Origin of the sequence: Phytopseudomonas seleniipraecipitans (assembly GCF_900102335.1) — a bacterium.
GTDB lineage: Bacteria > Pseudomonadota > Gammaproteobacteria > Pseudomonadales > Pseudomonadaceae > Aquipseudomonas > Aquipseudomonas seleniipraecipitans.
The window spans coordinates 196,931-220,331 of sequence record NZ_FNBM01000008.1 but is presented as its reverse complement, the minus strand read 5'-3'; the positions used below and the strand labels follow the sequence as shown (position 1 = coordinate 220,331).

Sequence of the window (23,401 nt, the reverse complement as noted above, 5' to 3'; positions counted from 1 at the left end):
GCAGGAAAGCCCGCTCGGCGAGGTGGTTTTCCTGCAGCCGGCTACCGCCGTTTGGTGGTGTCGCAACTACCCCCTTGATTCCTTTTGGAGATATCCCATGGCTGACGTCCCACCAGTAAGCAGCGGCGGCGCAGACGCTGCGATCGACAAGATGTCCGCAGTGTTCGATATGGCGATCGAGAAATCCGCCAAGATCACTGAAATCACCACGGCCAAGAAAGCCGAGCTCGACGCGACCAAACAGCGTCCGCAGAACTGACCCGGGCTGCAGGCGGCGCCTGGCGTCGCCTGCAACCTGCGTCTGCGCCGTTATCGGCACCTTTTCCGTCGAGCACATGGCGTGGTCGTTCTGGCCATGCGTGTTGCTCGACAAGGCGATTCCTGAACCTAGGCGTGAGCCGCGAATCCGGTGAGTCAAATGACTGCGATGGCCTCTAGTTCCGCCCTGCCGAACAGCAGTGACCTTCCCCGTCTGGATGTGACCGCTGGCGTTCACCGAGGCGTTTCTCTGCCGCTGGACGAGGCGGTTTACAGCATTGGCAGTGGCGCCGCAGCCAATCTGATGCTGCGCGACGCCGGGGTTGAGGAGCGTCATCTGACCCTGCGTTTCAGTGCTCGCCATGTAGGCATCGAAGCCAGCGGCGGCGATGTTCATGTTATCCACGCTGGCCGTGAGACGACCATCACGCGCGGCCACGGCTACCGCGCTCGGTTGCCTGTGGATATCCGCATTGGCGAGGCTACCCTGCGTCTGGGTATGCCGCAGCGCGGTGGTCCGGCTGCGAACCCCGTGTGGTACGGCAAAGCACAGTGGGCCATCGCCGCCCTGTTCATGTTCATCTGCGCCGGCGCCTTGGCGATGCTGCGCGATGGGCCGATTTATGACCCTGCGCCTGAGTCCCTGCAGCGCCTCAGCATCACTGAAGAACGGGCCGCGCCCGTGCCCGAGGCCGCCTCGTTGCAGTTGGCCCGGGCTGATCTGGCCAACCAGGCCAAGGCGGCCGGGCTGAACAATCTCAAGCTCGATGCCGGTGCCGGCCAACTGCGCGTCAGCGGCACTGTGGAGCATGGTCAGGAGCAGGATTGGCTGGCGTTGCAGCACTATTTCGATGGCCGCTATGGCCGTCAGTACGTCCTGCGGGGTGATGTCAGCGTACGCGAGAGCGCCGCGCGCCCGCGGGTCAACTTCCAGGCCGTGTGGTTCGGCGACAATCCCTATGTGATCAACGCCTCGGGCGCGCGCTTGTATCCCGGTGCGCCGCTGGAAGGTGGCTGGAAGCTCGAGCGCATCGAAGATGGCGAGGTGGTACTGGCGCTCGGTGATGAACGCTTCGCCCTCACGCTTGGGCCTTCGCCAGCGCCTGAGGGGTAGCATGAAGATCGATTCACGCGCTCCGCTGGCGCCTGCCGATTCAGCTTCGTCGGTCCGTAATCGGCCGGACGAGCTGGTACCTGTATCGACAAAACCTCCATCTGCTCCTCGTGAAGCCAGCCTGCCACGCACGCCGCCACAGCCGTCGGTACAGGCTGATCTGCAGGCGCTGGAGCTGGCTGCTGGCGTGGAGCCCGGGCTGTTCGCCGGCTCGCGGCCTGCGGAAATTCTTGAGGACATTCTCGAACGCATCTTGCCGACGCTGCCGCTCGACGGCGAAACCAGAACGCTGGCCATGGCCCTTGTGCGTGAAGAGCTCGACACCCGTCAGGCTCTGGATCGGCAGCGGCTTGAAACCGAGACGGGGGAATGATGCAGCGCGACGATCACGATGCCGCCAAGCTGTTGCAAGGCCTGGGCGACCTCTATCTGCGGGTTGGCCAGGGTCAGCGTGCGCTGGTGCTGTTGTTGCTGGCCGTGCAGTTGAACCCGGACGACACAGTGCTGCTGGCGCGGTTGGCCGCTGCGTTTACCGCTATTGGCGATGGTGAGCGGGCGCTGCGCACGCTGGACCGCTTGCATGCGCTGCAAGGCGAGTCGGCGGCCTGGCTGCTGCTGCGCAGTCGTGCCCTGTGGTGCGCCGGCCAGCAGCCGGAGGCACGCGCCAGTTTTGCCCGCTACCGGCAGATGCGTCAGGGGCGTGACGCATGATGGCGCGTCTCAGCGCCCTGGCGGGTGTTGCCGCGCAACGCACCGAAGTGGTGGTCATCGCATTCATGATGATGGCCGTGGTGATGATGATCATCCCGCTGCCGACCTACCTGGTCGACACCCTGATCGGCGTCAGCATCTCGCTGAGCATCCTGGTGCTGGTGGTGGCCTTCTATATCCGCAAGCCTCTCGAGCTGTCCGCCCTACCGGCGCTGATTCTGCTCAGCACGCTGTTCCGTCTGGCCCTGTCGATCAGCACCACACGGCTGATCCTGCTGCATGGCGATGCCGGCGCGATCATCGACGCTTTCGGTAAATTCGTCATTGCCGGCGAAGTGGTGGTCGGCTTGGTGATCTTCCTGATCATCACCGTGGCGCAATTCGTGGTGATCACCAAGGGCGCCGAGCGGGTTGCCGAAGTGGCGGCGCGCTTCAGCCTGGATGCCATGCCGGGCAAGCAGATGAGCATCGACAACGACCTGCGCAACGGCGATATCGACTCCAACGAAGCCCGCCGGCGGCGTTCCGATCTGCAGCGCGAGAGCCAGCTGTTCGGCGCCATGGACGGGTCGATGAAGTTCGTCAAAGGCGACGCCATTGCCGGTTTGATCATCCTCTTCGTCAACCTCATCGGCGGCTTGCTGATCGGCATGCTGTCGCGTGATATGTCCTTTGCCGAAGCTGGCCGTACTTACTCGCTGCTTACCGTGGGTGACGGCCTGATCGCGCAGATTCCAGCACTGCTGATTGCCGTAGCGGCCGGCACCGTGGTCACCCGGGTCAACAACGAGTCTGAAGAGAGCGACCTCGGCACCGAGATCATCCGCCAGATGGGCAACAGCCAGCGCGCGCTGACCATCACCGCGCTGATTCTGGTCGCCGTGGCGTTTATCCCCGGCTTTCCGGCCGCCGTGTTCCTCGGCCTGGCGGCGTTGCTGGGAGGCTGCGCCTGGTTGCTCAGGCGCAGCCAGCGCCGCGAGCAGGAAGCCGCGGCCTTGGTGCCGGAAGTGGCCGAGGAGCACGCCGCGCAAGAGCCCGACAACCAGGAGGAGGCGGCACCTGCGGCGGCGGATTCTCGGGTGCTGCTGTCCATCGGCCCTGGGTTGGCGGAAGCGGTGCCCCTGCAGCCGTTCAAGCAGCGTCTCGAGGTGCTTTGTCACGATCTGCACACCGAGTTGGGTATCGAGTTTCCGCAGCCCTCGGTGGCGGTCGACATGGCGGCCCCGACCGGCAGCTACCGTGTCGAGCTGGAGGGTGTGCCGGTGGATCAGGGCGAGTTGAATCCCGCTCAGTTGCTGCTGCAGGACGACCCCGTGCATCTGCAACTGCTCGATATCCAGGGCGAGGAACGCCTGTCGCCGTTGAGCAACCGGCCGGGGCTGTGGATCGCTGGCGAGCACCAGGCCGACTTGAGCGATGCAGGCATTGGCTACCTGCGCCCCGATGAAATTCTGCGCGACGTGATGGCACGGACCCTGCGCCGTTACGCCGGTGATTTTCTCGGCATTCAGGAAACCCGCCAGTTGCTCGCGCACCTGGAAGAGAGCCACGGCGAGCTGGTCAAGGAAGCCCTGCGTGCCGTGCCCCTGCAGCGCATCGCCGATGCCCTGCGACGCTTGGTATCGGAAGGCGTATCGATCCGTAATCGCCGCGCGCTGCTCGAGGCGATGGTCGAGTGGGGCGGCCGCGAAGGTGATGTCGGGCGCTTCGCCGATCACTTGCGCACCGCGCTGGCCCGGCAGATCAGCCATCAGCATGCCGATGAAAAACGCGTGATCGCCGCCTTCGTGCTGGGTTCGGCCCTTGAAGCCCAACTGCTTGAGGCGGCGCGCCAGCAAGACACTGGCCGCGGCGAAATCCGTGCCCGTGAAGCCACCCGCGGCTTGCTCAAGGCGCTGCGCCAGCAATGCGCGCAACTGCCCGAACAGGTCAAACCGACCCTCGTGGTGCACCCGGAGCTGCGTCGCCGGATCCTGCGCCTGTGTATTCGTGACGAACTGGAGATGGCCGTATTGTCTTTTACTGAACTGGCCCCTGAATACAGCCTGCAGGCGATCAAGGTGATTGGTACGCCCGCCACCGCGCGAGCAGAAAGAAACCAGCCTGCATCCGCACTGGCGAGTGCGACATGATGCGCGCCGTGTTGTTGGTGATCTGTTGCGTGCCGCTGCTGGCCATGGCGCAGGTGCCGCGAGAAGGCAGCATCGATCTGGCAACCGGCGAAGGGCGCATCATGCGTTTCGCCGAGCCGGTGGATGCGGTGATGGTCGCCGAGCCGGGTGTCGCCGATCTGCAGGTGGTCTCGCCAGGGGTCATCTACCTGTTCGGCAAGCGTGCCGGGCACACCACACTGGTGGCGCTGGGCAGCGACGAGCGCGAGATCGCTTCGCTGCAGATCAATGTCGGCAGCAATGGCCGCCCGATCAGCAGCGCACTGCGCAGCGGCCATCCGCAGAGCGGCGTTGAAGTGAAGGGCGTGGGCAACCGTCTGGCGGCCCGCGGTCAGGTCAGCAGCGTCGGCGAGGCGCTGGACCTCAACGCCATGCTCGACCCGACCGGGCAAGACTGGCAGGGCGCGGTGAACACCGCGACTTATCCGGGTTCGGCGCAGGTAAACATCCGCGTGCGCTTTGCCGAAGTATCCCGGGAGGAGCTGCTGCGTTATGGCGTGAGCTGGAATGCGCTGTTCAACAACGGCACGTTCTCGTTCGGGTTGCTCACAGGCGGCAACCTGGCGGCGGAAGCTGCTGCCGGTGCTTCCAATCTGATCGGCGTGGGCCTGGACAGTGGCAACTTCAATATCGACACCGTGCTCGAAGCGCTGCAGAGCAACGGCGTGCTGGAAATTCTCGCCGAGCCCAACATCACCGCCATGACCGGGGAGACAGCGAGCTTTCTGGCGGGCGGCGAAGTGCCGGTGCCGGTGCCGGTGAACAGCGACCTGGTCGGCATCGAATACAAATCCTACGGTGTGTCGCTGCTGTTCAGCCCGACGGTGCTGCCGGGCGACCGCATCGGCCTGCAGGTGCGCCCGGAAGTCAGCAGCCTGATGGGCGGCAGCACCCTGGAAGTGTCCGGGTTCCGCGTGCCGTCGTTCCGCGTACGGCGTGCCGATACCCGTGTCGAGGTGGGCAGCGGCCAGACCTTCGCCATCGCCGGGCTGTTCCAGCGCGAAAACTCCCAGGATCTGGAAAAGGTGCCGCTGCTCGGCGACATGCCGATACTCGGCAACCTGTTCCGCTCCAAGCGCTTCCAGCAGAACGAAACCGAGCTGGTGATTCTGATCACGCCGTATCTGGTCGAGCCGATGCAGACCCAGGCGATGCTCACCCCGCTGGATCGCGCCAATGGCATGCATGCGCAGGCGCCAACGCGCAGCAGTGCGTTCGGGTTCTATCTGCAATGAACGGGAGTGCTGCCGTGATTCGTTTAAGTCTGTCTGGCGCCTGTCTTCTGCTCGCCGCGTGCCAGACCGAATTGACAGCGCCGGCTTACGAGACCGGCTTCGAACGGGTGGTCGATGCCGAAGGCCGCAGCCTGCTGATTCCCAAGGCGTGCCGACGTTACGATGGCGACGGCCAGCTGATACCGGAAGAAGACGTGCTGGCGCTGCCACTTGGCTGTGCGAATAACGCCAACCTGCTGCGCATGGTTGAGCGTCGTGGTGACGTGCTGCGCGGCCGCGAGACCGGACCGACATTGGCGGCGCCCGTGGGCCGGGCGGCGCAGTCCTATCTGGAAGGCTTCGAGACCGAGGAGAAGCGCCGTCGTCGGCAGGAACAAGCGGCGCAGAACGCTATCTCGGGTGGTGCGCGATGAGCCCTCGGCAGCGTCTATTTGTTGGCGCTCAAACCCAGGGCTCGGGCGCGTTCGGCGGGGTCGGTGATGGCGGCGATACGCTGCGCCTCGGCGATCAGCGACCGACGCTCGGCCGTGCTGGCACCGCCGAGTTGCACGCTGGCCGGTTTACCTTGGGTGCCGGCCAGCACCTGAACCAGCAGCGCGGTGCGCTGGTGGCGCGGTTGTGCGGTAGGCGCACGGTCGACGCCGTCGATTTCCCGCAAGGCCTTGGCGCTATCACCGTTGAGGGCGTAGGCAAGCGCCAGGTTGCTGCGCGCATCCAGGTCCGAGGGCGTCAGTCGGCTGGCTACGGCGAAGGCACGCTGCATGGCGTCGATATTGCCCAGCTGCGCCTCGGCTGCGCCAAGCCGCGAGAAGGCCTGGACGTTGTCCGGCATGAGCTCGGCAGCACTGGCGAGCAACGGCTGGGCGCGCTCTGGATACCCGAGGCGCAGTTGCGCAGTGCCCAGACCCAGCAGGCCGATGGGGTTGTCCGGTTCCAGAGCAACAGCTTTCTGGTAGGCCTGTTCGGCGCCCGGCAGATTGCCGCTGGCCAGGCGAGCCTCGCCAAGCCGCTGCCAGGCCTCGAAACCGGCGCCGGGCTGTTCCGCCGCGCGCTGGTACAGGGTGGCGGCGGTGCCACGGTCACCGCGGGTTTCGACATCGCCCGCCAGTTTCATCAGACGTTGGTAGGCGTCATCGCTCGTTGCTGCCGGGGTATTACTGGGCGCGTTGCTGCTGCAGGCGCCAACCAGGGCGAGACTGGCGAGCAGCAGAATGTGGCGGGAGAAAATCGGCGGCAAAGGCGGTGCTCCTGGGTTGATCCTGCACGTGCTGGGCATTCTATAGAGCCATCTTCGACGGCATCTGTGAAGCGCCTGCGAAATCTTGTGATTGTTGCCGGCCGGCAGTTGTTTCATCGACCTGCCTGCGCCGATAGTGGTTTCGTCAGGCGCGGTCTGGCGCTGTCCCTGCTGTTGCTCGCAGGCAGTGCCGGGCTGGCTCGGGCCGAAGCGACACCGCAGTGGTTCGAGCAGCCCTACGCATACGTGGTGATCAATCAGGATTTGCGCAGTGCGCTGGAGGCCTTTGGTCGCAACCTTGGTTTGCCGATGGCGATTTCAAACCGGGTGAAAGGCCGCGCGCAGAGCAATTTGAAAGCTTCCAGTGCCGGTGAATTTCTCGACGCGCTGTGCAGCAACGGCGGCCTGACCTGGTTTTTCGACGGCAACATGCTGCACGTGAACAGCGAGGAAGAAATCGAGATCCGCCAGTTCGAACCCGGCGGCTTTCAGCTCGACGAGCTGCAGGCCTCGCTGGACGAACTGGGGGTTGCAGGCAAGCACCTGTCCCTGCGCAGCAGTTTTCATGGCGACGGCATGCTGATTTCCGGACCACCGCCCTACATGGCGTTGGTTCAGCAACGCATCGATCAGCTCCAAGGGCCGGTGATGGCCCAGCCTGAAGTGGTTCGCGAACGGGGTGTGCGGGTATTTCGCGGCAGTGCCGGCATTCAGGTGGTCAAGAGTGCGGACGAATAAACGTCAGATGAAAGGAGAGTTCCCATGGCAGTCAGCTCGGTAGATGGCAACACCACGGTAGAGAACACCCCTGAGGCCGAATTCGACCAGGCGCTGGAAAACGCCCAGGCGGACGAGCTCACCAATGACATGGTCACCCAGGCGATCATCCTCGGCGGCCAGTTTATCGTCATGCCGCGCGCCCAGGAGATCCTCAAGGAAGCCACCGCGGACGACGAAGAATAACCACGGGGATCGGCCATGACAGTCAGCGCAGCAGTCGCCACGGCGGCCCCTACGGCCGCCGGCCAGGATGTCGCCCAGGTCTCGCAGAACCTGTTCGAGCACATGGCCAGCCAGGCCAAGGGCATGCCGCAGGGCGCTAGCCCGAACCAGATCGGTGAAAACCTGATGGAACGGCTCAATGGGTTCATCGACCGCTCGCGTGGCTTTTCCGAAGGCGCCGCGGTGGAGCGCACGCCCTACGTCAGCAGCTCGCCGGTGGACAAGGGCGCTGGCGTCGAGCCCGGCAAGGTCAACGAGCAGCAGATTGATCGGCTGGTCGGCTCCCTAAGCCGGGTGTTCGATTACTCCATTGAAACCCAGATGGTGGTGCGCGGCGCTACGCAGATTTCCGGCTCTGCCAACACCCTGCTAAGGGGGCAGTGAATGCGCGGGCATCCTTTTCGGCTGGTCGCGCTGTTGCTGCTGACGCTGCTGCTGCAAGCCTGTGACGGCATGGTGCTGTACAGCAACCTCGGCGAGCGCGAAGCCAACAGCATGGTCGCAGCCTTGCTGCGTGAGGGCATCGCCGCTCAGCGCAACGTGCAGGAGGACGGCCGAATCACCGTCAGCGTGCCGCAGGAGCGCCTCTCCGATGCGGTTGCCTTGCTCGAAGAGGCCGGCTTGCCCCAGCAGCAGTTTTCCAACATGGGCGAGGTGTTCAAGAACAACGGGTTGGTGTCCTCGCCGGTGCAGGAGCGGGCGCAGATGGTTTATGCCCTCAGCGAGGAGCTGTCGCACACCGTGTCGCAGATCGATGGTGTGCTGTCGGCGCGCGTCCATGTCGTGCTACCCGATAACGACCTGCTCAAACGGGTGATTTCGCCTTCGTCTGCATCGGTGCTGATCCGTTACGAGCCGGATACCGACGTCGATCAATTGATTCCGCAGATCAAGACGCTGGTCGCCAACAGCATTTCCGGCCTCAATTATGACGGTGTCTCGGTTACCGCCATCAAGGCGGCGATGCGCAACCTGCGTGACGATGCCCGGCCGCCGCTGAGTTCCTTCCTGGGCATCTGGATGCTCGATGAGAGTGTGCCGCGGGCGCGTACGCTGTTCTTCGGCTTGCTGCTTGTGCTGATCGGTGTTGGCGGGGCGCTTGCCTGGTACCTGTGGCGCGAGCGCCAGGGCCAGAGCACCTACGTGTTGAGGGAGAGCGAATGAGCCAGGCGTTGCGTGATACCTGGCGCGCGCTAGTGGCTCAACCCCTACAGTTCGTTGCCGAGGACTGCCTCGAGGCTGCGCTGCTCGGTGCCGTGCCGCGTGCACAGGCGATCAACCTGGCGAAACAGCCGCGCTTCGCCTCGCGGGTCAGTGGTTTGCTCGTCTCCTACTACGGGCTCGAACCTCTGACCAATGCCGGGCAGGTCGTCGATGAAGACCTGCCCGTCGTGTTGCTGGCTCCGCAACGTTTCGCCCGCCTCGCCCTGGCGTGTGGCGCCTGCCAGCACGCCGCTTCCCTGGCTCGGGAAATTCGCGGCGCGGTGGTGCAATCGCTGCGCGCCCATCTCGGCGACGAGATTTACGACCTCGCCGTAGGCTGGCGCGAACCGGCTGCCGGCACCCAGGTGATTCTCGACGGTGATGCGCTGCTGGCAGCCATCGACCAGGATGGCCAGCGCTGTGTGGATGCCTGGTTGGCGGCCCAGTCGGCTGCGCTGCAAGCCTGGTTGCGCCTGCGCTTCGATCTTGCCGCGCCGCTGTCGACAGGCCGTGATGCGGACATTCAGCGGGTGCGCCAGGTGGCCAGCGCATTGACCACCGATGAACAGCGGGGCGCGGCATGAGTACGCTGCCGAGCAAACCGGGGCAACGCATCGTGCGGGCTGAACAGGCCGCACAATGGATCGACGGTTACGCCTTTCTGCAAGCCGCCCGCGAGCAGGCCGAACAAACCGAACAGACGTTGCAGCAGTTGCGCGACCAGGCGCACCAGCAAGGCCTGGCAGGAGGACGTGCCGAGGGGCAGCGCGAAGCTGCCGAGTTGCTGGCCCGTACGGCGACCCAGGTCGATGACTACCTGACCAGCCTGGAGGCGCAGATGACTGACCTGGCGCTGGGCATCGCCCGTCAGGTAATCGGTGAGCTGGATGACAGCACGCGCCTGGCGCTGTGCACGCGCCGCGCCTTGTCGGCGTTCCGCGAGGCACAGCGGCTGCGCCTGCAGGTTCGCCCCGAGCGTCTCGACGGCGTCCGCGCGCAGCTTGCCGATCTGGGCGAGCGTCTGCAGGTGGAGGCGGATGACAGCCTTGCCACCGGTCATGCCCGTTTGAGCAGTCCTCAGGCCAGTGTCGAGCTGGATCTGCACACCCAACTGCAGGGGCTGCGCCAGGCGTTACTGCCCGGTGTGCTGGAGGCCGGCACATGAGCGCCGCTTTGAGCGATCTGCTGCCCACCCTGAGTGCACGGTTGGAGGATGCACAACCACGGCCCCTGCGCGGGCGTATCCGCAGCATTCGCGGCACATTGATCCAGGCCAGCGTACCCAACGTGGGGATTGGTGAGCTTTGCCGGCTCAGCGACCCGGCTACCGGGCGTGTGCTGACGGCCGAGGTGGTGGGGTTTGAGGGCGACGAGGCGATTCTTTCACCCGTCGGGTCGCTGGAAGGGTTGTCGACCCGCACTGAAATCGTCGCCACTGGCGAAAACCAAAGCGTGCTGGTCGGCGATGCCTTGCTCGGCCGAGTCATCGGGCCGTTGGGCGATTGCCTGGATGGCGGTCCGCCGGTCAGCGGCTTGCAGCGCTATCCGCTGCAAGCCGACCCGCCAGCCCCGTTTTCCCGACAACTGATCGAAGAACCGATGCCGCTGGGCATCCGCGCGATCGATGGGCTACTCACCGTGGCGCGTGGTCAGCGCATGGGCATTTTTGGCGAGCCCGGCGTGGGCAAATCGTCGCTGTTGGCGAGCATCGTACGGCGCAGCGAGGCCCAGGTGATCGTCATCGGCCTGATCGGCGAGCGCGGCCGTGAAGTGCGCGAGCTGCTCGACGTGCATCTTGGCGCCGAAGCACGGGCACGCACCGTCGCGGTGGTCGCCACCTCGGATCGCCCAGCCACCGAGCGGGTCAAGGCCGCGCTGGTGGCGACTGCGCATGCCGAGTACCACCGCGACCAGGGCCGCCACGTGCTGCTGTTGCTCGACAGCCTGACGCGCTTCGCCCGTGCCCAGCGCGAGATCGGCCTGGCGATTGGCGAGCCGCCGACCCGCCGCGGTTATCCGCCGTCACTGTTTTCCGCCTTGCCGCGCCTGCTGGAGCGCTCCGGGCCAGCGGCCAACGGCAGTATCACGGCGTTGTATACGGTACTCACCGAAGGCGATGCCTCGCTCGACCCGGTGGCCGAGGAAGTGCGCTCGATCCTCGATGGGCATCTGGTGCTGAGTGCCGAGCTGGCCCAGCGCAACCATTTCCCGGCCATTGACGTGCTGCAGAGCCGCAGCCGCCTGATGGATCGTGTGGTCGAGCCCGAGCAGCGACAGCTGGCCGGTCATTTGCGCGCCCTGATGGCCCGGCATGCCGAAATCGAGCTGCTGGTGCGCACTGGTGACTACGTGGCCGGCAGCGATCCGCTGGCCGACGAAGCCATCAGCCGGCAGGCGGCCATCGAGCAGTTCCTGCGCCAGGATGCCGCCGAGCCGAGCAGTTTCAACGATACGCAAAGCGCGCTGCGCAAGGTGCTGGCATGACCCGCCCCCACGCGGTGCAGCAATTGGACGATCTGCGTCGCCTGCGCGAGCGCCGTGCCGAGGCGCAACTGGCTATCTGGCGCGTGCGCTGTCAGGAGGCGGCCTTGCGCCTGGCCAAGGCACAAGCCGAGGTTGGCGAGGCGCTGGCGCTGCTCGAAGAGGAAGCCCTCCAGCTGCAGCGCCTGCTCAGCGAAGGTGCCTTGCCAGTGGGCCAGTATCGCAATGCGCTGGATCTGCTCGACGCCCTCAAGGCGCAGCGCGTTCATCTGGCCGAGCAGGCCGATGAGGCATCGCGCAACCTGACCGACGTGCAAGCCGATCGCGACCAGGCTCACCAGGTGTGGTTGCGCCGCCAACTGCAATGCGAAGCGCTGGAGCCCCTGCTGCAGCGCTATCAGCGCGCTCAACAGCGGGCCGCCGAGGCGATCGAGGAAAGCCTGAGCGAAGACCGCCCCCACGGAGCTAACCGTCGATGAATTGTCTGCAGTCGTCGCTCCCCGCGCCGCTGTTGCCGTCGTTACCGCAATTGGACCCCGCGCAGCAGGCCTTGCATAACCGCCTGCTGCGTCGCCGTCAGCCTTGGCTGGGGCAGGTGAACGGCCAGCAACTCGAGGTCAGCGTAATCCGAGCGCCATTGGATGGGTGCGCTGAGCTGGTCATACCAGCGCGGCTCGGCTCGGCAGCGCTGCAGTTACACCTCGATGTACCCCTGCTGGAACGCTTGCTGAGCAGCGTCGCGTTGCAGCGGGATTTTCACAGCCTGCCGCCGACGCTGCAGAGCGTGTTGTTCGAACAGGCGTTACTGCCATGGATCGAGCCACTCGAGCAATTACTGGGCGAGACGCTGAGTCTGGATACCGACCCGCAGCCTGGGGATTTAACGCTAACCCTGCAGCTGCAGGTGGACGGCCAGCCGCTGGGCCTTCTCAGCCTGGAGCTGAGTGCCGCTGCCGGCGAAGCCGTTGCCAGCCTGCTGGAGCGTTACCTGCAATCGGCGCGTCATTCGCTCCCTGCGTTACACCTGGGTTTGGGGCTGCAGCGCGGTTGGCAATCGCTGAGCCTCGCCGAGCTGCGCAGCCTGCAACCGGGCGATGTGCTGATGCTCGATTGCCCAACGGATGCCGATGGTTTGCTGGTGCTGGGCGGCGGTCACCGACAGGCCCGTTTCAAGCGCCAGCAGTCCCGCCTGGAACTGCTCGAAGCCTTGCAACCGATCAACCCGACCACGGAGAACGCCATGGGTCACGATGCCGACGACGCGCAACTGGACGATGTACCGCTGACGGTGATCTGTCAGATCGGCAGCCTGGAGATGCCCCTGGGGCAACTGCGTGAGCTGGGCGAGGGCAGTGTGCTGACCCTGCCGGAAGGCGATGCGCAGCGGGTCGAGCTGATGGTCAATGGCCGCTGCATAGGGCGCGGCGAACTGGTCGCCATCGGTGATGGGCTGGGTGTGCGCCTGACCCGGTTCGCCAGCCCATCAGGCTGCTGAAAAACTACCTGCGTTGCCATCGCGGCGTTAAAAAGAGGCTCGAAATGCTCATTTACACCAGTAAGCTCCGCTTTCTCACCTCCTTTTGCCTTGCGCTGACTGCCTCGGTAACGTTTTTCAGCTGCCTGTTATGACGGATTACCAGCCGAACCTGCTGGAAATCATTCTGGTCGTTACCACGATCGGTCTGATTCCCCTGGCGGTGGTGACCCTCACCGGCTTTCTGAAAATATCCGTAGTGCTGTTCCTGATTCGTAACGCCCTGGGCGTGCAGCAGACGCCGCCAAACCTGGTGCTCTACGGTATCGCCCTGATCCTTGCGGTGTACGTGACCACGCCGCTGATCGGCGAGATGTACCGCGAGGTGGAGGGTCGCTCGATCAGCCTGCAGAACGCCGAGGAGTTACGCGAGCTGGGCGATGCGCTGCATGCGCCCTTGCAGACGCACCTGTCACGTTTCGCCAACCCTTCGGAGCGCGCGTTCTTTGTGTCGGCCACGGAGACCGTATGGTCCGAGGAGGCCCGCGCCGATCTGCGCGACGATGATCTGGTGGTGCTGATTCCGGCGTTCGTCAGCTCCGAACTGACCCGCGCCTTCGAAATCGGCTTTCTGCTGTACATCCCCTTTCTGGTGATCGACCTGCTGGTGGCCAACGTGCTGATGGCCATGGGCATGATGATGGTGTCGCCGACGCTGATCTCGATCCCCTTGAAGATCTTCTTGTTCGTTGCCGTCAGCGGCTGGTCACGGCTGATGCACGGCCTGATCCTCAGTTATGGAGGAGGGTAAAGCATGGGCCAGGATGTCTTTCTTTCGTTGATGAAGCAGGCGCTGATGACCGTGCTGCTGCTCAGCGCGCCCGCCTTGGGCGTGGCTATTCTGATCGGCCTGGGTGTCGGCTTGTTGCAGGCGTTGACGCAGATCCAGGATCAGACCCTGCCGCAAGCGGTGAAGCTGGTGGCGGTGCTGCTGGTGCTGGTGTTGATCGGCCCCTTGCTGGCAACCCAGGTGGCGGCACTGGCGAGCCACGTGCTGGATAATTTCCCTGCCTGGACACGCTAGAGCATGGATGCCGACATCGGCCTGGGCATCGCCGAGATCGCCTATCCGGTGATCTCGGCGGCCGCCTTGGCGGTATGCCGGGCGCTGGGTCTGGTGTTCATCACGCCGGCGTTCAATCGCCTGGGTCTGACCGGGATGATCCGCAGCTGCGTGGCGGTGGCGATCTCCGCGCCGATGTTCCTGCCGGCGTTTTCCGCGCTCACCGCGCTGGAGGATTACGGCAGCTTTTTCCTTGCCGGTCTGATGGTCAAGGAGTTCCTCATCGGCGTAACGGTGGGTCTGCTGTTCGGTATTCCGTTCTGGGCCGCCGAGGTGGCTGGCGAGCTGGTCGACCTGCAACGCGGCTCGACCATGGCGCAACTGGTCGACCCGTCGGGTGCCGGCGAGGCGGGGGTCACGGCGACGCTGCTCAGCGTCGTGCTGATCACGCTGTTCTTTATGTCGGGCGGCTTTATCCTGATGGTCGACGGCTTTTATCACAGCTATCAGCTTTGGCCCGTCACCGCGTTCACCCCGGTGATCGCCAGCTCGGCACTGGAGGCGGTGCTGGTGATTCTCGATCAGGTAATGCGCATCGGTGTGCTGATGGTCGCGCCGCTGATCATTGCCCTGCTGGTGGTCGACATGATGCTCGCCTACCTGTCGCGCATGGCGCCGCAGATGAATATCTTCGACCTCTCGCTGTCGGTAAAGAACCTCATCTTCACCTTTCTGATGGTGCTCTACTGCGGCTTCCTGATCCCGCTGATGCTCGAACAATTGGCCGAATTCCGCGGTACCGTCGAGGTGCTCAAGACGCTGTCCGGTTTCGGTGAGCCCTGATGGCAGGCAACAGCGGCAGCGAGGAAAAATCCCAGCCGGCCTCCGACAAGAAACTGCGCGAGGCGCGCCAGAAGGGCCAGGTCTCGAAGAGTCAGGACATGGTCTCGGCCGTGGTGTTGCTTGGCTGCACGGTGTGCATCGCGTTTCTGGCCAGCATCGCCGAGTCGCGGGTGCGCGCCTTGCTCGATCTGGCGGCGACCATCTACGTCGAGCCTTTCGCCACGGTCTGGCCGCGCTTGCTGGAGAGCGCTCAGCAGGTGCTGCTGCGCACCGCCTTGCCGATCCTCGGGGTAACCGTGGTGTGCGTCATACTCACCAATATCGTGACCATGCGTGGCGTGCTGTTCTCGGGCGAGCCGATCAAACCAGACATCGCGCGTATCAACCCGGTGGAAGGCGCCAAGCGCATCTTTTCCATGCGCAACGTGATTGAGTTCCTCAAGAGCCTGTTCAAGGTGCTGGTCTTGTCGATCGCTTTTTACGTGGTCGGTCGTATCGCCCTGCAGGCGCTAATGGAGTCGTCGCGCTGTGGCGCCGGATGCATCGAGTCGGTGTTCTTCCTGCTGCTCAAGCCGCTGGTGGCCACGGTGATCGTCACGTACCTGGTGATCGGCATCGTCGACGTGCTGCTGCAGCGCTGGCTGTTCCAGCGCGAGATGCGCATGACCCGCAGCGAGCAGAAACGCGAGCGCAAGGACATGGACGGTGATCCGCTGATCAAGCGTGAACGCCAGCGTCAGCGCCGCGAGATGCAGGCGCTGAGCAGCCGTAAGGTCGGCATCGCGCACGCCACGTTGATGATCGGCAGCGAAGACGGCTGGCTGGTTGGCGTGCGCTACGTGCGCGGCGAAACGCCTGTGCCGGTACTGGTGTGCATCGCCTCCGGGGAGGACGCCAAGGCGCTGCAGGCGCAATCGGCGAGCCTCGGCGTGCCGCGTAGCGCCGATGCCAAGCTGGCCGGGGAGATCGCCAAACGTGCGGTGAAAGGCGAACCGATTCCGGCCAACACCTTCCAGCCGGTGGCCGATGCGCTGGTCGCCGCGCGGCTGATCTGATGGCCCGGCGTGATTTTGTAATCAGCGTCGCCAGCGATGCTTGAAAGAGTCGCGAGCGACCGTGGGGTGGACAACGCTCTTTTGTCCACCATCGCGATTGAAGAGCGGTGGAAAGGGCGGGCCGCGTAGGTAAAGCGTCTTCCGCCCTACCAACTGATCCCTCGCCCGTCGTCCCGAACGCTTATAGAGCGCCGCCGCTCAACTAGCCTTTCGTCGATCTACCGGCTGATCGTGCGGCTGCTCCACGCGAGGCCGCGACGAGCGATCCCGGTAGGGGCCCAGGCCAAGAGCCGCCAGGGTCAGTTCGAGGCCCAGAGACTGATTGCCGTCGGTGGAGCAAGCCCAGGTCAGCGCCGAGCGAATGGTGTCGCTTTCCGCACCGTAGAGGTTCTTCCAGGCATCCGGCACCACGGTGTCGAGCTGGCTGGCGGCCTTTTTTACCACCGCCAGGGCATAGGCCGCGTGACGCGCGACGATGCGTTGGGTGGTGCCGGTCTGGTCGAGTTTCTCCAGCGCATAGAGCCGTTCGGTCTTGGGCATCTGGTAGTACTTCATGGTGTCGTCGCGGTGGGCGATCAACAGCGATTTATCGACGAGGCTCTCGATCAGCGGCAATGGGTCGCCGGCCAGCTGCTCGTCACCTTCGACGATTGCGCGCACTGCATTCAGCGTGAAGGTGCCATTGAAAATCGCCACCAGACGCAGCATTGCCTGTTCGGCTGGGGGCAACGTCTGGTACGACCAGTCCAGCGTGGCGCGTAGCGAGCGGTGGCGTGGGGGCGCGGTACGCCGACCCTCCATCTGCAGCCGAAAATCGCCATCCAGCAGGTCGGCCAGCGGCGTCAGGCCGAAGGCGCTGACGCGGGTCGCGGCGATTTCGATATCCAGCGGGATGCCGTCGAGTTTGCGGCAGATGCTCACCACATCCGCCACATTTCCGTCGTCGAGGCAGAAAGCGGTGTCGTTGGCCTGCACCCGCTCGACGAATAGCGCGACGGCCGGGTAGCTCAGGGCCTGCTCGCTGGTCGGGTGTTCGCACGCCGCGGGCAGTTGCAGCGGCAGCAGGCGCTCGACCTGCTCGCCAGCGGTGTGCAGCGGCTCACGGCTGGTGATCAGAATGGCGCAGTCGGGCGTCCATTTGAGCAGGGTTTCCACGACCAGCGCGGTGCCATCCAGGGCCTGTTCACAGTTGTCCAGAATCAGCAGCTGACGGCGCTGTTGCAGGTGTTGAACCACATCGCGCAACGGATCGTTGCCCGGCTGCAGGCCAAGCGCCTCGGCCAGCGCCTGCGCAATGCGGCTGTCGTCGCTGGTTTCGCTGAGGTCGACGAAGCAGGTGCCGTGGGGCATCTGTTCCGCCAGTTGGTTGCCGAGCGCCAGCGCCACGGTGCTCTTGCCGATCCCGCCGGGGCCGACCAGCGAGATCAGCCGAGTCTGCAGCAGTTGCTCGCTGAGTCGCTCGATAACCGCATCACGGCCCAGCGGCAGAGTGATCAGGCTTGGCAAGGATTGCTGGCGCTCTGTGCTGGACGGCTCGCTGGATGCTTGATACGGCTCGGTGCGGGCCACGAAGCGATAGCCACGGCCCGGCACGGTGACAATGTATTCGAAACCATTTTCATCCTCGCCCAGTACCCGGCGCAGCGCGACGATCTGTGCACGCAGGTTGCACTCTTCAACGATGACCTTGGGCCATGCGCAGGCGATCAGTTCGGACTTCTCCAGCAGCTCGCCAGCGCGCGAGGCCATGGCGATCAGCAGGTCCAGCGCGCGGCTGCCCAGGCTGACGGGCTCACCGTTCTTCAGCAGCAGGTGCTGGCGCGGGTAGAGAACGAATGCGCCAAAACGCAATGCGCCTTCGCTGCTGAAGGGGGCGTGGTCAAAAGGCATCTCGGTCGGCGCGCTGGCGCCGAGAATGGTCGAATACATGCCTATAAATCCTCGAGAGTTAGTGTTGTTTTGCGCACGGGTAATCGCTGCGGGCCTGGATGCGGGTGCATGTTCGGATGCGGCTGACGTGGCGGTTCATCGAAGTGAATGGCCACGGGACGTGCCAGTGCGGCAGTTTCAATAGGCAAGAGAAAATCCCCCAAAGCGTCGTTTGTTTTTGTTTATCACCGCGCGGCTACATCGCGGCGTCGATCAGAGGTAGGGGAAACGTCGCAAATAGCGTGCCGTTATCGACAGTGACCGATAGGTCGCTAACTGCTTGATTGTCAACGGCGTGTGCAGTTCGTCGACATTGGCCTGTTCGGTAATTCGGATGATGACTAAAAAGGCGTTCGGAAAACCGTGCGTGACGGCGTTGATGTAGGTTGGATCGAGGCTCACAAGGCGGCGCTCCTGGCAGTCCATACAGCGTCGGCCTCCTACGTCCTGTTAAGGGCCATGACTCACTGTGAAAAGCTGCGAAATCCTTTCCGATTAGGTTGTTGCATCAATGTGACGATTGCTTGAATGCAAGCAACGCAGGTGTCGTTCACGCGCACAGATGAGAGCTGACGCTCAGTTTTGGGCAGCAGCCGAGCGCGTGACTGCGTCGTTCACAAGTGCCATAGCCATTCCTTTTTGTACAAGGCTCGCAGCGCCGTTTTGCGACCCTGTCCACTTTATTGAGCCGGAGCGCCGACGCCGATGAGTACGATCGATACCAGCACACCCAAACGCGTGACCGGAGAGACGGGCAACGCTGACTTCGACGAAAAGCTGCGCGAGGCTCGGAGCAAGGGTGGGCAGCTCGATAAAAAGGGTATCGAGGCCTATAAGGAACACCGCGGGCCCTATCTGGACGGCAAGCCGCCGTTGGCAGAGAGCAACCACCAGTGGAAAGAAGAGGATATCGCCAACGTCGAGAGTGAATGGCTGTCCTCCAGCGGTCACCGGCTGATGCTTTGGGACGACCTGTTGCTGGTGACCATGAAAAACGGTGACCAGGTGCTGGTACATGCTGGCGTCAACCCGCGCCTTCACGAGGTCGCCAAGGCGAAGATGGACAGTGGTGATGTGAAGGGCGCACCCGCCTGGACAGAAAAAGACCTCTCCGACGAGCACGAGCTGTGGCTTGGGCAGCGCGAGGCGGGCGGCTTCACTGTCGTCACGTCACCAGAGGATGTTCCCGAAATAGGCGATCTGCGCTTTATCGAAGATGGCTATCTCGACATGAGCGCGGCCGTGTATCACCCGGGCAACGGCTTCCAGCTCACCGTCGACGACAACGGCGCGTATGGCGAGAACGATACGGCGCTGTTCACCACCGCAGATGGTCATAAATACGCCGTGTCCAAGGAGGTGTCGCCCGACGCCTACGAGCGGGTCAAGGAGCTGGCCAAGACCCGCGACGAGATCGAGAAGAAGATCGACGAGGATGGCTACAAGGTCATGAGCGCCCGCGACGACATCCCCGTGGTCACCGACGGCACCAAGGTCGAAACCCTGGCGCCGGGTGTTCTCGCGGTCGAGACGCCACGACGCGGCAAATTTATCGTCATCGAGAGCGTCACCCCTGAACACTTCGCCAACCTGGAAGGCACCCAGGTTGATAAGCAACAAGGCGCGGTCGACAAGGCCTTCGAGGATCGTGACCTGCCGCCCGCGAAAGACACCGACCTGATGCTCGCCGAAACCAGCGAGAAGAAGGATGGCAAGGCCAAGACCGTTGGCGAGCTGTATTACGACAACCTCAAGGAGGCATACAAGGACAAGCCTGACGACTCCAAGGAGGCCAAGTACCTGCGCCTGCTTGAAGCGCGGGCGATGCTCAACGGCGGTTTCCAGTTCCTGCCATACACCACCACAAACGGTGCGTTCAGCGGCACCACCAATACCAGTTACGGCAAAGATCCCAAGGAGATGAGCCCGGCGGAAATGCGTGGGCTGGTTGACGAGGGCAAGCTGGGCGAAGAATTGCTGGCGCTGATGACCGACGAGGACATCGCCGCCGACAATGACCGCTTCCTCAAGGAGGCGATCGACAAGGTCGAGGACAAGGACGGCTTCAAGGATAAGCTGGCCGAGACCCTGCGCGACCCCGAGTACAAAAAAGCGTTGGCGGATTTAGAGCAGGACAACCCCGAAGGCGCGGCGGCGCGCTATGCGGCCGATATGCAGTCGCTTAGCCTGCTCGATGCCGAGCTGGCGGCGCAGATCGATACCGAATTCAAGTTCGGCATTCCTATCGATCAGCTTAACGAGCTTTACCAAGATGGCATGGAGGGCGTCGGCGAAGAGAACGTCGACAAGGCCACCACTGACATGGTCTCCACGCTGCTGACCACCATGATGACCTCGGTGCTGGGCACCAAGCGCGGCACCGACATCTACAACTACTTCTTCGGCGGCGGCAAAGAGAAAGGCCAGGCCAAGCCCGAGCTGAGCGCAGAGGAGCAAAAACTCGTCACCTCGGTGGAAAGCTCACGAGAGCCGCTGACCCAGCTCCTCAAGGACAGCGCCAAGGCGAGTATCAACGACCCGTCGGGACAGTCCGGCGTGATCACCGCCGAGAAAATCGACAAAGCTGTGGCGAAAGTCCCGCTGGCCGAACGCGACGGTGTGGCCGGCGTGCTCGGCAAGCTCGGCAAGACGGGTGTATTGAGTTCCAGCGCCGGGCTGATTTCGATGGTCGCCGGTATCTACAAGCTGGCCGATGGCGGGCTGAATTTCGGTGACACGCCGGCGGAGCGCATCGAGGCGGCGAAGAACTTCGTTACCACCATCAGTATGATCTCGCCGATGGCTACCATGGTTACCGGCGCCTACGAAGAGCTGTTCCGCAAACCGGGCGCCGCGGATTCGCTGGGCCTTGGCAAGAGCCTCAAGGAAACCGTCTGGGACAAGCATTTCAAGCCAAAGGACGTGTCGGAAACCGAATCGATCGAGATGAAGGAAATCCAGAAGAAGCTGGATAACCTGAAGGAATTGCCCGAGCTCGACATGGGCAAGGCGTTCACCGCCGACAACTTCTGGAAGGACTTCGACGACAACACCCGCACGTCCCGTCCCGCGGTCGAGGACCTGATCGAACAATTGCCGGCGGATCAGCAGGACGCAGTGCGCAGCAGCCTTACCACGATCGCCGATAAGAACCCGGAGCTGAAGAATGTTCCCGAGTCAGAGAAGCTGCGCTGGATTGGCGGTGCGCTGTCGACCATCGGCGGCGTCGCTGACGTGGCGGGCGGGGTACTCGATCTGGTGCTCGGCGGCATGGGCATCGACAAACTGCGCAAGGAAGGCGGCACGCCCGAGCAGTTCGCGGCCAAGAGCTTGCAGCTGGTTGGCGGCACCGCCGGGCTGGTAATGGGCGGCGCCGGTCTGGCGGCTGCGATTGGCGTTGGCTCTGCGGCCGTGGCCGGGGTAGTTGCCGCCGCGGCCGGTGGTGTCGGTGCGGTGCTCGGTTTCATCGGTGCCATCATCGGTGGCGTGGTGGCCCTGAAGAAAAGCGAGGAAACCGTCGAGAAGGTGCGCGACTACTTCCGCGAGCTGGACAAGGACGGCGTGCTGGAAAAGGAGTGGGGCGACAAGCTCAACTACCTCGTGCACATGAGCTACGAGTACAACTACTACGAAGGCAAATACGAAGACCGTTTCGACGCCTGGTACCCCGAGGATATTCCCGTTTGGGAGGCGCAGCCCGAGCACTACAAGGAATTTACCGAGAAGGTCGAGAAGGACGGAAAAATTGGTGATGACTGGTTCACTGACAACATGAAGGATCTGGTGACCTACAACGATAAGTTCGACGCCGAGTTCTATCGCGAGAACAAGGACAAGATCGACCGTATCGTCGATAACTGGGAGCAGTGGCAGGGCAGCGACGACATCATCAGCGACAAAGATTTCAACAAGTTGCTCAAGGGCGACGACCGCTTCGACAACTCCCAGGAAGATATCGACGCCGTGCAGTTCCTGATGGATAACAAGGAGTTCTTCGAATTCCTCGACACCATCCGCTTCCACCCGAACAACACCAAGTCCGACGGCAAGATCAGCCGCAAGGACGTCGATAAATGGCTGGAACAGGTGAGTTGACGAGGCGTTGTGGCTTCCTCAAGGCACATGCGGACGTTCACCTGATCGTTCCTCACGCGCCGCGTGGGAATGCCTCCTGGGACGCTCTGCGTCCGCTTTGAACGCTGCCTAGCGCAAACGGGCGCAGAGCGCCCTAGCCTGAGCACCCACGCTGGAGCGTGGGTGCCATCTTTACGCAGAGCTTGAGGCTGCTTTCGCCTTAACCCCGGCGAACCAGCAATACGCCCGACTCCATATGATGGGTATAGGGGAACTGGTCGAACAACGCGCAACGTTCGATGCGGTGGGTGTCGTGCAACTGGGCGATGTTCTGCGCCAGGGTTTCCGGGTTACAGGAGATATACAGGATGCGCTCGAAGCGGCGGGTCAGCTCGCAGGTATCAGCGTCCATACCGGCGCGCGGCGGGTCTACGAACACACTGCCGAAGTCGTAGCTCTTCAGGTCGATGTCGGCTAGGCGGCGGAACGGACGGACGTCATTCAGCGCCTCAGTCAGCTCTTCGGCAGACAGCCTGACCAGCGTGACGTTATCGATCTCGTTATCGGCCAGATTCGCCAAGGCCGCATTGACCGAAGTCTTGCTGATTTCGGTGGCCAGCACCTTGCGCACGCGGGTGGCCAGCGGCAAGGTAAAGTTGCCGTTACCGCAATACAGCTCCAGCAGGTCGTCGTCGCGCTCGCCGAGTACCTCGTAGGCCCAGCCGAGCATCTTCTGGCACACCTCGCCATTGGGCTGGGTGAAGGCGCCTTCCGGCTGGCGGTAACGGAAAGTGCGACCGGCGACCTGCAGCGTCTCTTCAACATAAGGCCGGCCGACCACGATGCGTTTGCCCCGCGAGCGGCCAACGATGCTGACGCCCAACTCATCGGCCAGCACCTTGGCGGCCGCTTCCCAGGCGTCATCCAGTGGGCGGTGATAGCACAGGGTGATCAGCCCATCACCGGCCAAGGTGGTGAGGAACTCCACCTGGAACAGCTTGAAACCCAGCGCCTGGCTAGACTGCCAGGCGGCCTTGAGGCGCGGCATCAATTCGTTGATACGCAGGCTGGCGATTGGGAAGTCTTCGAAGAAGATCGGGCTGTGCTTGTCGCCAGCCTCGAACATCGCGTAGTGACGGTTCTCGCTACCGGCTTCACGCCACAGGCGGAATTCGGTACGCAGGCGGTAATACTCGCGCGGCGACTCGAATACCTCGGGCTCTGGCGCAGCAAACGGCGCGAGCAGCTCGACCAGGCGGGCCTTCTTCGCAGCGAGTTGGGCGTCGTAAGTGGCGGGGTCGAATGCGGGACGGCTCATCGGTCACTCAGGCGGCAGGAAAACGGGGCGCCATTGTAGCGATTCCGCTGCCGACGTGCCGGTGTCGTCGATTATTGGTGGGGCGGGACGCGTAGCGTCCGGGGAGGCGTTGCCACGCAGAGCGGTAGGGCCTACTCGCGAAGCAGTACGCCGTTGCCCTTGTGTCAGATCGACGTGGTTTGGCGGACTGTTCGCTTCGCTCCTGAGTCCGCCCTACGTGCTGCCGAAGTGCC

The 23,401-nt window shown here is 63.5% G+C and carries 25 protein-coding genes; 21 read left to right on the top strand and 4 right to left on the bottom strand.

The genetic code is table 11. From position 1 onward, the window contains the following. Positions 1–97: 97 nt before the first annotated feature. The 7 genes from BLS60_RS21500 to BLS60_RS17045 all read left to right on the top strand — a co-directional run bounded on the left by BLS60_RS21500 (position 98) and on the right by BLS60_RS17045 (position 5,902). Complete coding sequence (locus BLS60_RS21500; protein WP_164090896.1) at positions 98–259, top strand: hypothetical protein; 162 nt, start codon at positions 98–100, stop codon at positions 257–259. A 168-nt stretch (positions 260–427) separates the two neighbouring features. Beyond that, positions 428–1,372 carry a SctD/MshK family protein gene (locus BLS60_RS17070; RefSeq protein ID WP_167357680.1) on the top strand — a complete coding sequence of 315 codons (945 nt, stop codon included), beginning with the start codon at positions 428–430 and terminating at the stop codon, positions 1,370–1,372. Position 1,373: 1 nt separating this feature from the next. Next, positions 1,374–1,745 (top strand): hypothetical protein, encoded by a 372-nt coding sequence (locus tag BLS60_RS17065; RefSeq protein ID WP_070880468.1) that lies wholly within the window; start codon positions 1,374–1,376, stop codon positions 1,743–1,745. Further along, positions 1,742–2,083 carry a tetratricopeptide repeat protein gene (locus tag BLS60_RS17060; RefSeq protein WP_070880469.1) on the top strand — a complete coding sequence of 114 codons (342 nt, stop codon included), beginning with the start codon at positions 1,742–1,744 and terminating at the stop codon, positions 2,081–2,083. The genes BLS60_RS17065 and BLS60_RS17060 overlap by 4 nt, the downstream gene beginning before the upstream one ends. Next, positions 2,080–4,215, top strand: coding sequence for a type III secretion system export apparatus subunit SctV (gene sctV / locus BLS60_RS17055; RefSeq protein WP_092370377.1), 2,136 nt, complete (start codon positions 2,080–2,082; stop codon positions 4,213–4,215). The genes BLS60_RS17060 and sctV overlap by 4 nt, the downstream gene beginning before the upstream one ends. A 44-nt stretch (positions 4,216–4,259) precedes the next feature. Next, entirely contained in the window at positions 4,260–5,489 is a 1,230-nt protein-coding gene (locus BLS60_RS17050; protein WP_244153433.1) for a type II and III secretion system protein family protein, read from the top strand. A 14-nt stretch (positions 5,490–5,503) separates the two neighbouring features. After that, positions 5,504–5,902 (top strand): hypothetical protein, encoded by a 399-nt coding sequence (locus BLS60_RS17045; protein WP_244153432.1) that lies wholly within the window; start codon positions 5,504–5,506, stop codon positions 5,900–5,902. Positions 5,903–5,916: 14 nt separating this feature from the next. On the opposite strand, the gene BLS60_RS17040 is transcribed toward BLS60_RS17045, so the two are convergent. Next, positions 5,917–6,726 carry a tetratricopeptide repeat protein gene (locus tag BLS60_RS17040; protein WP_244153431.1) on the bottom strand — a complete coding sequence of 270 codons (810 nt, stop codon included), beginning with the start codon at positions 6,724–6,726 and terminating at the stop codon, positions 5,917–5,919. A gap of 108 nt (positions 6,727–6,834) precedes the next feature. Here BLS60_RS17040 and BLS60_RS17035 point away from each other — a divergent pair, with 108 nt between their 5' ends. The 13 genes from BLS60_RS17035 (at position 6,835) to BLS60_RS16975 (ending at position 15,847) form a co-directional block, all read left to right on the top strand. Continuing rightward, positions 6,835–7,464: a type III secretion protein gene (locus BLS60_RS17035; protein ID WP_244153430.1), complete on the top strand. Its 630-nt coding sequence runs from the start codon at positions 6,835–6,837 to the stop codon at positions 7,462–7,464. Positions 7,465–7,488: 24 nt separating this feature from the next. Then, positions 7,489–7,689, top strand: a complete 201-nt coding sequence (locus tag BLS60_RS17030; protein ID WP_070880473.1) for a hypothetical protein — start codon at positions 7,489–7,491, stop codon at positions 7,687–7,689. A 102-nt stretch (positions 7,690–7,791) separates the two neighbouring features. Continuing rightward, positions 7,792–8,112, top strand: coding sequence for a hypothetical protein (locus BLS60_RS17025; RefSeq protein WP_420831606.1), 321 nt, complete (start codon positions 7,792–7,794; stop codon positions 8,110–8,112). Then, the gene (sctJ, locus tag BLS60_RS17020) at positions 8,113–8,892 is read left to right on the top strand and encodes a type III secretion system inner membrane ring lipoprotein SctJ (protein ID WP_092370366.1); all 780 of its coding nucleotides are present in this window, start codon (positions 8,113–8,115) and stop codon (positions 8,890–8,892) included. Next, on the top strand, positions 8,889–9,515 hold the full coding sequence (locus BLS60_RS17015) for a hypothetical protein (RefSeq protein ID WP_092370363.1): 627 nt from the start codon (positions 8,889–8,891) through the stop codon (positions 9,513–9,515). Before sctJ ends, BLS60_RS17015 begins: the two co-directional genes overlap by 4 nt. Continuing rightward, complete coding sequence (sctL, locus tag BLS60_RS17010; protein ID WP_092370360.1) at positions 9,512–10,096, top strand: type III secretion system stator protein SctL; 585 nt, start codon at positions 9,512–9,514, stop codon at positions 10,094–10,096. The genes BLS60_RS17015 and sctL overlap by 4 nt, the downstream gene beginning before the upstream one ends. Next, the gene (locus BLS60_RS17005; protein ID WP_092370357.1) at positions 10,093–11,415 is read left to right on the top strand and encodes a FliI/YscN family ATPase; all 1,323 of its coding nucleotides are present in this window, start codon (positions 10,093–10,095) and stop codon (positions 11,413–11,415) included. The genes sctL and BLS60_RS17005 overlap by 4 nt, the downstream gene beginning before the upstream one ends. Continuing rightward, a complete protein-coding gene (locus tag BLS60_RS17000; RefSeq protein WP_070880479.1) occupies positions 11,412–11,891 on the top strand; it encodes a hypothetical protein in 480 nt (159 codons plus the stop codon). Before BLS60_RS17005 ends, BLS60_RS17000 begins: the two co-directional genes overlap by 4 nt. Next, on the top strand, positions 11,888–12,907 hold the full coding sequence (gene sctQ / locus BLS60_RS16995; RefSeq protein ID WP_092370354.1) for a type III secretion system cytoplasmic ring protein SctQ: 1,020 nt from the start codon (positions 11,888–11,890) through the stop codon (positions 12,905–12,907). Before BLS60_RS17000 ends, sctQ begins: the two co-directional genes overlap by 4 nt. Before the next feature lie 130 nt (positions 12,908–13,037). Beyond that, positions 13,038–13,697 (top strand): type III secretion system export apparatus subunit SctR, encoded by a 660-nt coding sequence (sctR, locus tag BLS60_RS16990; protein ID WP_092370351.1) that lies wholly within the window; start codon positions 13,038–13,040, stop codon positions 13,695–13,697. Positions 13,698–13,700: 3 nt separating this feature from the next. Continuing rightward, on the top strand, positions 13,701–13,970 hold the full coding sequence (locus tag BLS60_RS16985; protein ID WP_042556779.1) for an EscS/YscS/HrcS family type III secretion system export apparatus protein: 270 nt from the start codon (positions 13,701–13,703) through the stop codon (positions 13,968–13,970). 3 nt (positions 13,971–13,973) lie between these two features. After that, on the top strand, positions 13,974–14,792 hold the full coding sequence (gene sctT / locus BLS60_RS16980) for a type III secretion system export apparatus subunit SctT (RefSeq protein ID WP_070880482.1): 819 nt from the start codon (positions 13,974–13,976) through the stop codon (positions 14,790–14,792). Beyond that, positions 14,792–15,847, top strand: coding sequence for an EscU/YscU/HrcU family type III secretion system export apparatus switch protein (locus BLS60_RS16975; protein WP_092370348.1), 1,056 nt, complete (start codon positions 14,792–14,794; stop codon positions 15,845–15,847). The genes sctT and BLS60_RS16975 overlap by 1 nt, the downstream gene beginning before the upstream one ends. 198 nt (positions 15,848–16,045) lie before the next feature. On the opposite strand, the gene BLS60_RS16970 is transcribed toward BLS60_RS16975, so the two are convergent. Next, positions 16,046–17,776 (bottom strand): ATP-binding protein, encoded by a 1,731-nt coding sequence (locus BLS60_RS16970; protein WP_092370345.1) that lies wholly within the window; start codon positions 17,774–17,776, stop codon positions 16,046–16,048. A 213-nt stretch (positions 17,777–17,989) separates the two neighbouring features. After that, positions 17,990–18,178, bottom strand: coding sequence for a hypothetical protein (locus tag BLS60_RS16965; protein WP_143024617.1), 189 nt, complete (start codon positions 18,176–18,178; stop codon positions 17,990–17,992). A 303-nt stretch (positions 18,179–18,481) separates the two neighbouring features. On the opposite strand from BLS60_RS16965, the gene BLS60_RS16960 reads away from it, so the two are divergent. Next, positions 18,482–21,871: a hypothetical protein gene (locus BLS60_RS16960; protein ID WP_092370339.1), complete on the top strand. Its 3,390-nt coding sequence runs from the start codon at positions 18,482–18,484 to the stop codon at positions 21,869–21,871. Between the two features lie 199 nt (positions 21,872–22,070). Here BLS60_RS16960 and trmA read toward each other — a convergent pair whose 3' ends face one another. Beyond that, entirely contained in the window at positions 22,071–23,168 is a 1,098-nt protein-coding gene (gene trmA, locus BLS60_RS16955; RefSeq protein ID WP_070880487.1) for a tRNA (uridine(54)-C5)-methyltransferase TrmA, read from the bottom strand. Between the last annotated feature and the right edge of the window lie 233 nt (positions 23,169–23,401).

What these genes read in the sequence shown, in the direction of transcription:
- BLS60_RS21500 (WP_164090896.1), top strand. Translation starts at nt 98, where the DNA reads ATGGCTGACGTCCCACCAGTAAGCAGCGGCGGCGCAGACGCTGCGATC.
- BLS60_RS17070 (WP_167357680.1), top strand. Translation starts at nt 428, where the DNA reads ATGGCCTCTAGTTCCGCCCTGCCGAACAGCAGTGACCTTCCCCGTCTG.
- BLS60_RS17065 (WP_070880468.1), top strand. Translation starts at nt 1,374, where the DNA reads ATGAAGATCGATTCACGCGCTCCGCTGGCGCCTGCCGATTCAGCTTCG.
- BLS60_RS17060 (WP_070880469.1), top strand. Translation starts at nt 1,742, where the DNA reads ATGATGCAGCGCGACGATCACGATGCCGCCAAGCTGTTGCAAGGCCTG.
- sctV (WP_092370377.1), top strand. Translation starts at nt 2,080, where the DNA reads ATGATGGCGCGTCTCAGCGCCCTGGCGGGTGTTGCCGCGCAACGCACC.
- BLS60_RS17050 (WP_244153433.1), top strand. Translation starts at nt 4,260, where the DNA reads ATGGCGCAGGTGCCGCGAGAAGGCAGCATCGATCTGGCAACCGGCGAA.
- BLS60_RS17030 (WP_070880473.1), top strand. Translation starts at nt 7,489, where the DNA reads ATGGCAGTCAGCTCGGTAGATGGCAACACCACGGTAGAGAACACCCCT.
- BLS60_RS17025 (WP_420831606.1), top strand. Translation starts at nt 7,792, where the DNA reads ATGGCCAGCCAGGCCAAGGGCATGCCGCAGGGCGCTAGCCCGAACCAG.
- sctJ (WP_092370366.1), top strand. Translation starts at nt 8,113, where the DNA reads ATGCGCGGGCATCCTTTTCGGCTGGTCGCGCTGTTGCTGCTGACGCTG.
- BLS60_RS17015 (WP_092370363.1), top strand. Translation starts at nt 8,889, where the DNA reads ATGAGCCAGGCGTTGCGTGATACCTGGCGCGCGCTAGTGGCTCAACCC.
- sctL (WP_092370360.1), top strand. Translation starts at nt 9,512, where the DNA reads ATGAGTACGCTGCCGAGCAAACCGGGGCAACGCATCGTGCGGGCTGAA.
- BLS60_RS17005 (WP_092370357.1), top strand. Translation starts at nt 10,093, where the DNA reads ATGAGCGCCGCTTTGAGCGATCTGCTGCCCACCCTGAGTGCACGGTTG.
- BLS60_RS17000 (WP_070880479.1), top strand. Translation starts at nt 11,412, where the DNA reads ATGACCCGCCCCCACGCGGTGCAGCAATTGGACGATCTGCGTCGCCTG.
- sctQ (WP_092370354.1), top strand. Translation starts at nt 11,888, where the DNA reads ATGAATTGTCTGCAGTCGTCGCTCCCCGCGCCGCTGTTGCCGTCGTTA.
- sctR (WP_092370351.1), top strand. Translation starts at nt 13,038, where the DNA reads ATGACGGATTACCAGCCGAACCTGCTGGAAATCATTCTGGTCGTTACC.
- BLS60_RS16985 (WP_042556779.1), top strand. Translation starts at nt 13,701, where the DNA reads ATGGGCCAGGATGTCTTTCTTTCGTTGATGAAGCAGGCGCTGATGACC.
- sctT (WP_070880482.1), top strand. Translation starts at nt 13,974, where the DNA reads ATGGATGCCGACATCGGCCTGGGCATCGCCGAGATCGCCTATCCGGTG.
- BLS60_RS16975 (WP_092370348.1), top strand. Translation starts at nt 14,792, where the DNA reads ATGGCAGGCAACAGCGGCAGCGAGGAAAAATCCCAGCCGGCCTCCGAC.
- BLS60_RS16970 (WP_092370345.1), bottom strand. Translation starts at nt 17,776, where the DNA reads ATGTATTCGACCATTCTCGGCGCCAGCGCGCCGACCGAGATGCCTTTT.
- BLS60_RS16960 (WP_092370339.1), top strand. Translation starts at nt 18,482, where the DNA reads ATGAGTACGATCGATACCAGCACACCCAAACGCGTGACCGGAGAGACG.
- trmA (WP_070880487.1), bottom strand. Translation starts at nt 23,168, where the DNA reads ATGAGCCGTCCCGCATTCGACCCCGCCACTTACGACGCCCAACTCGCT.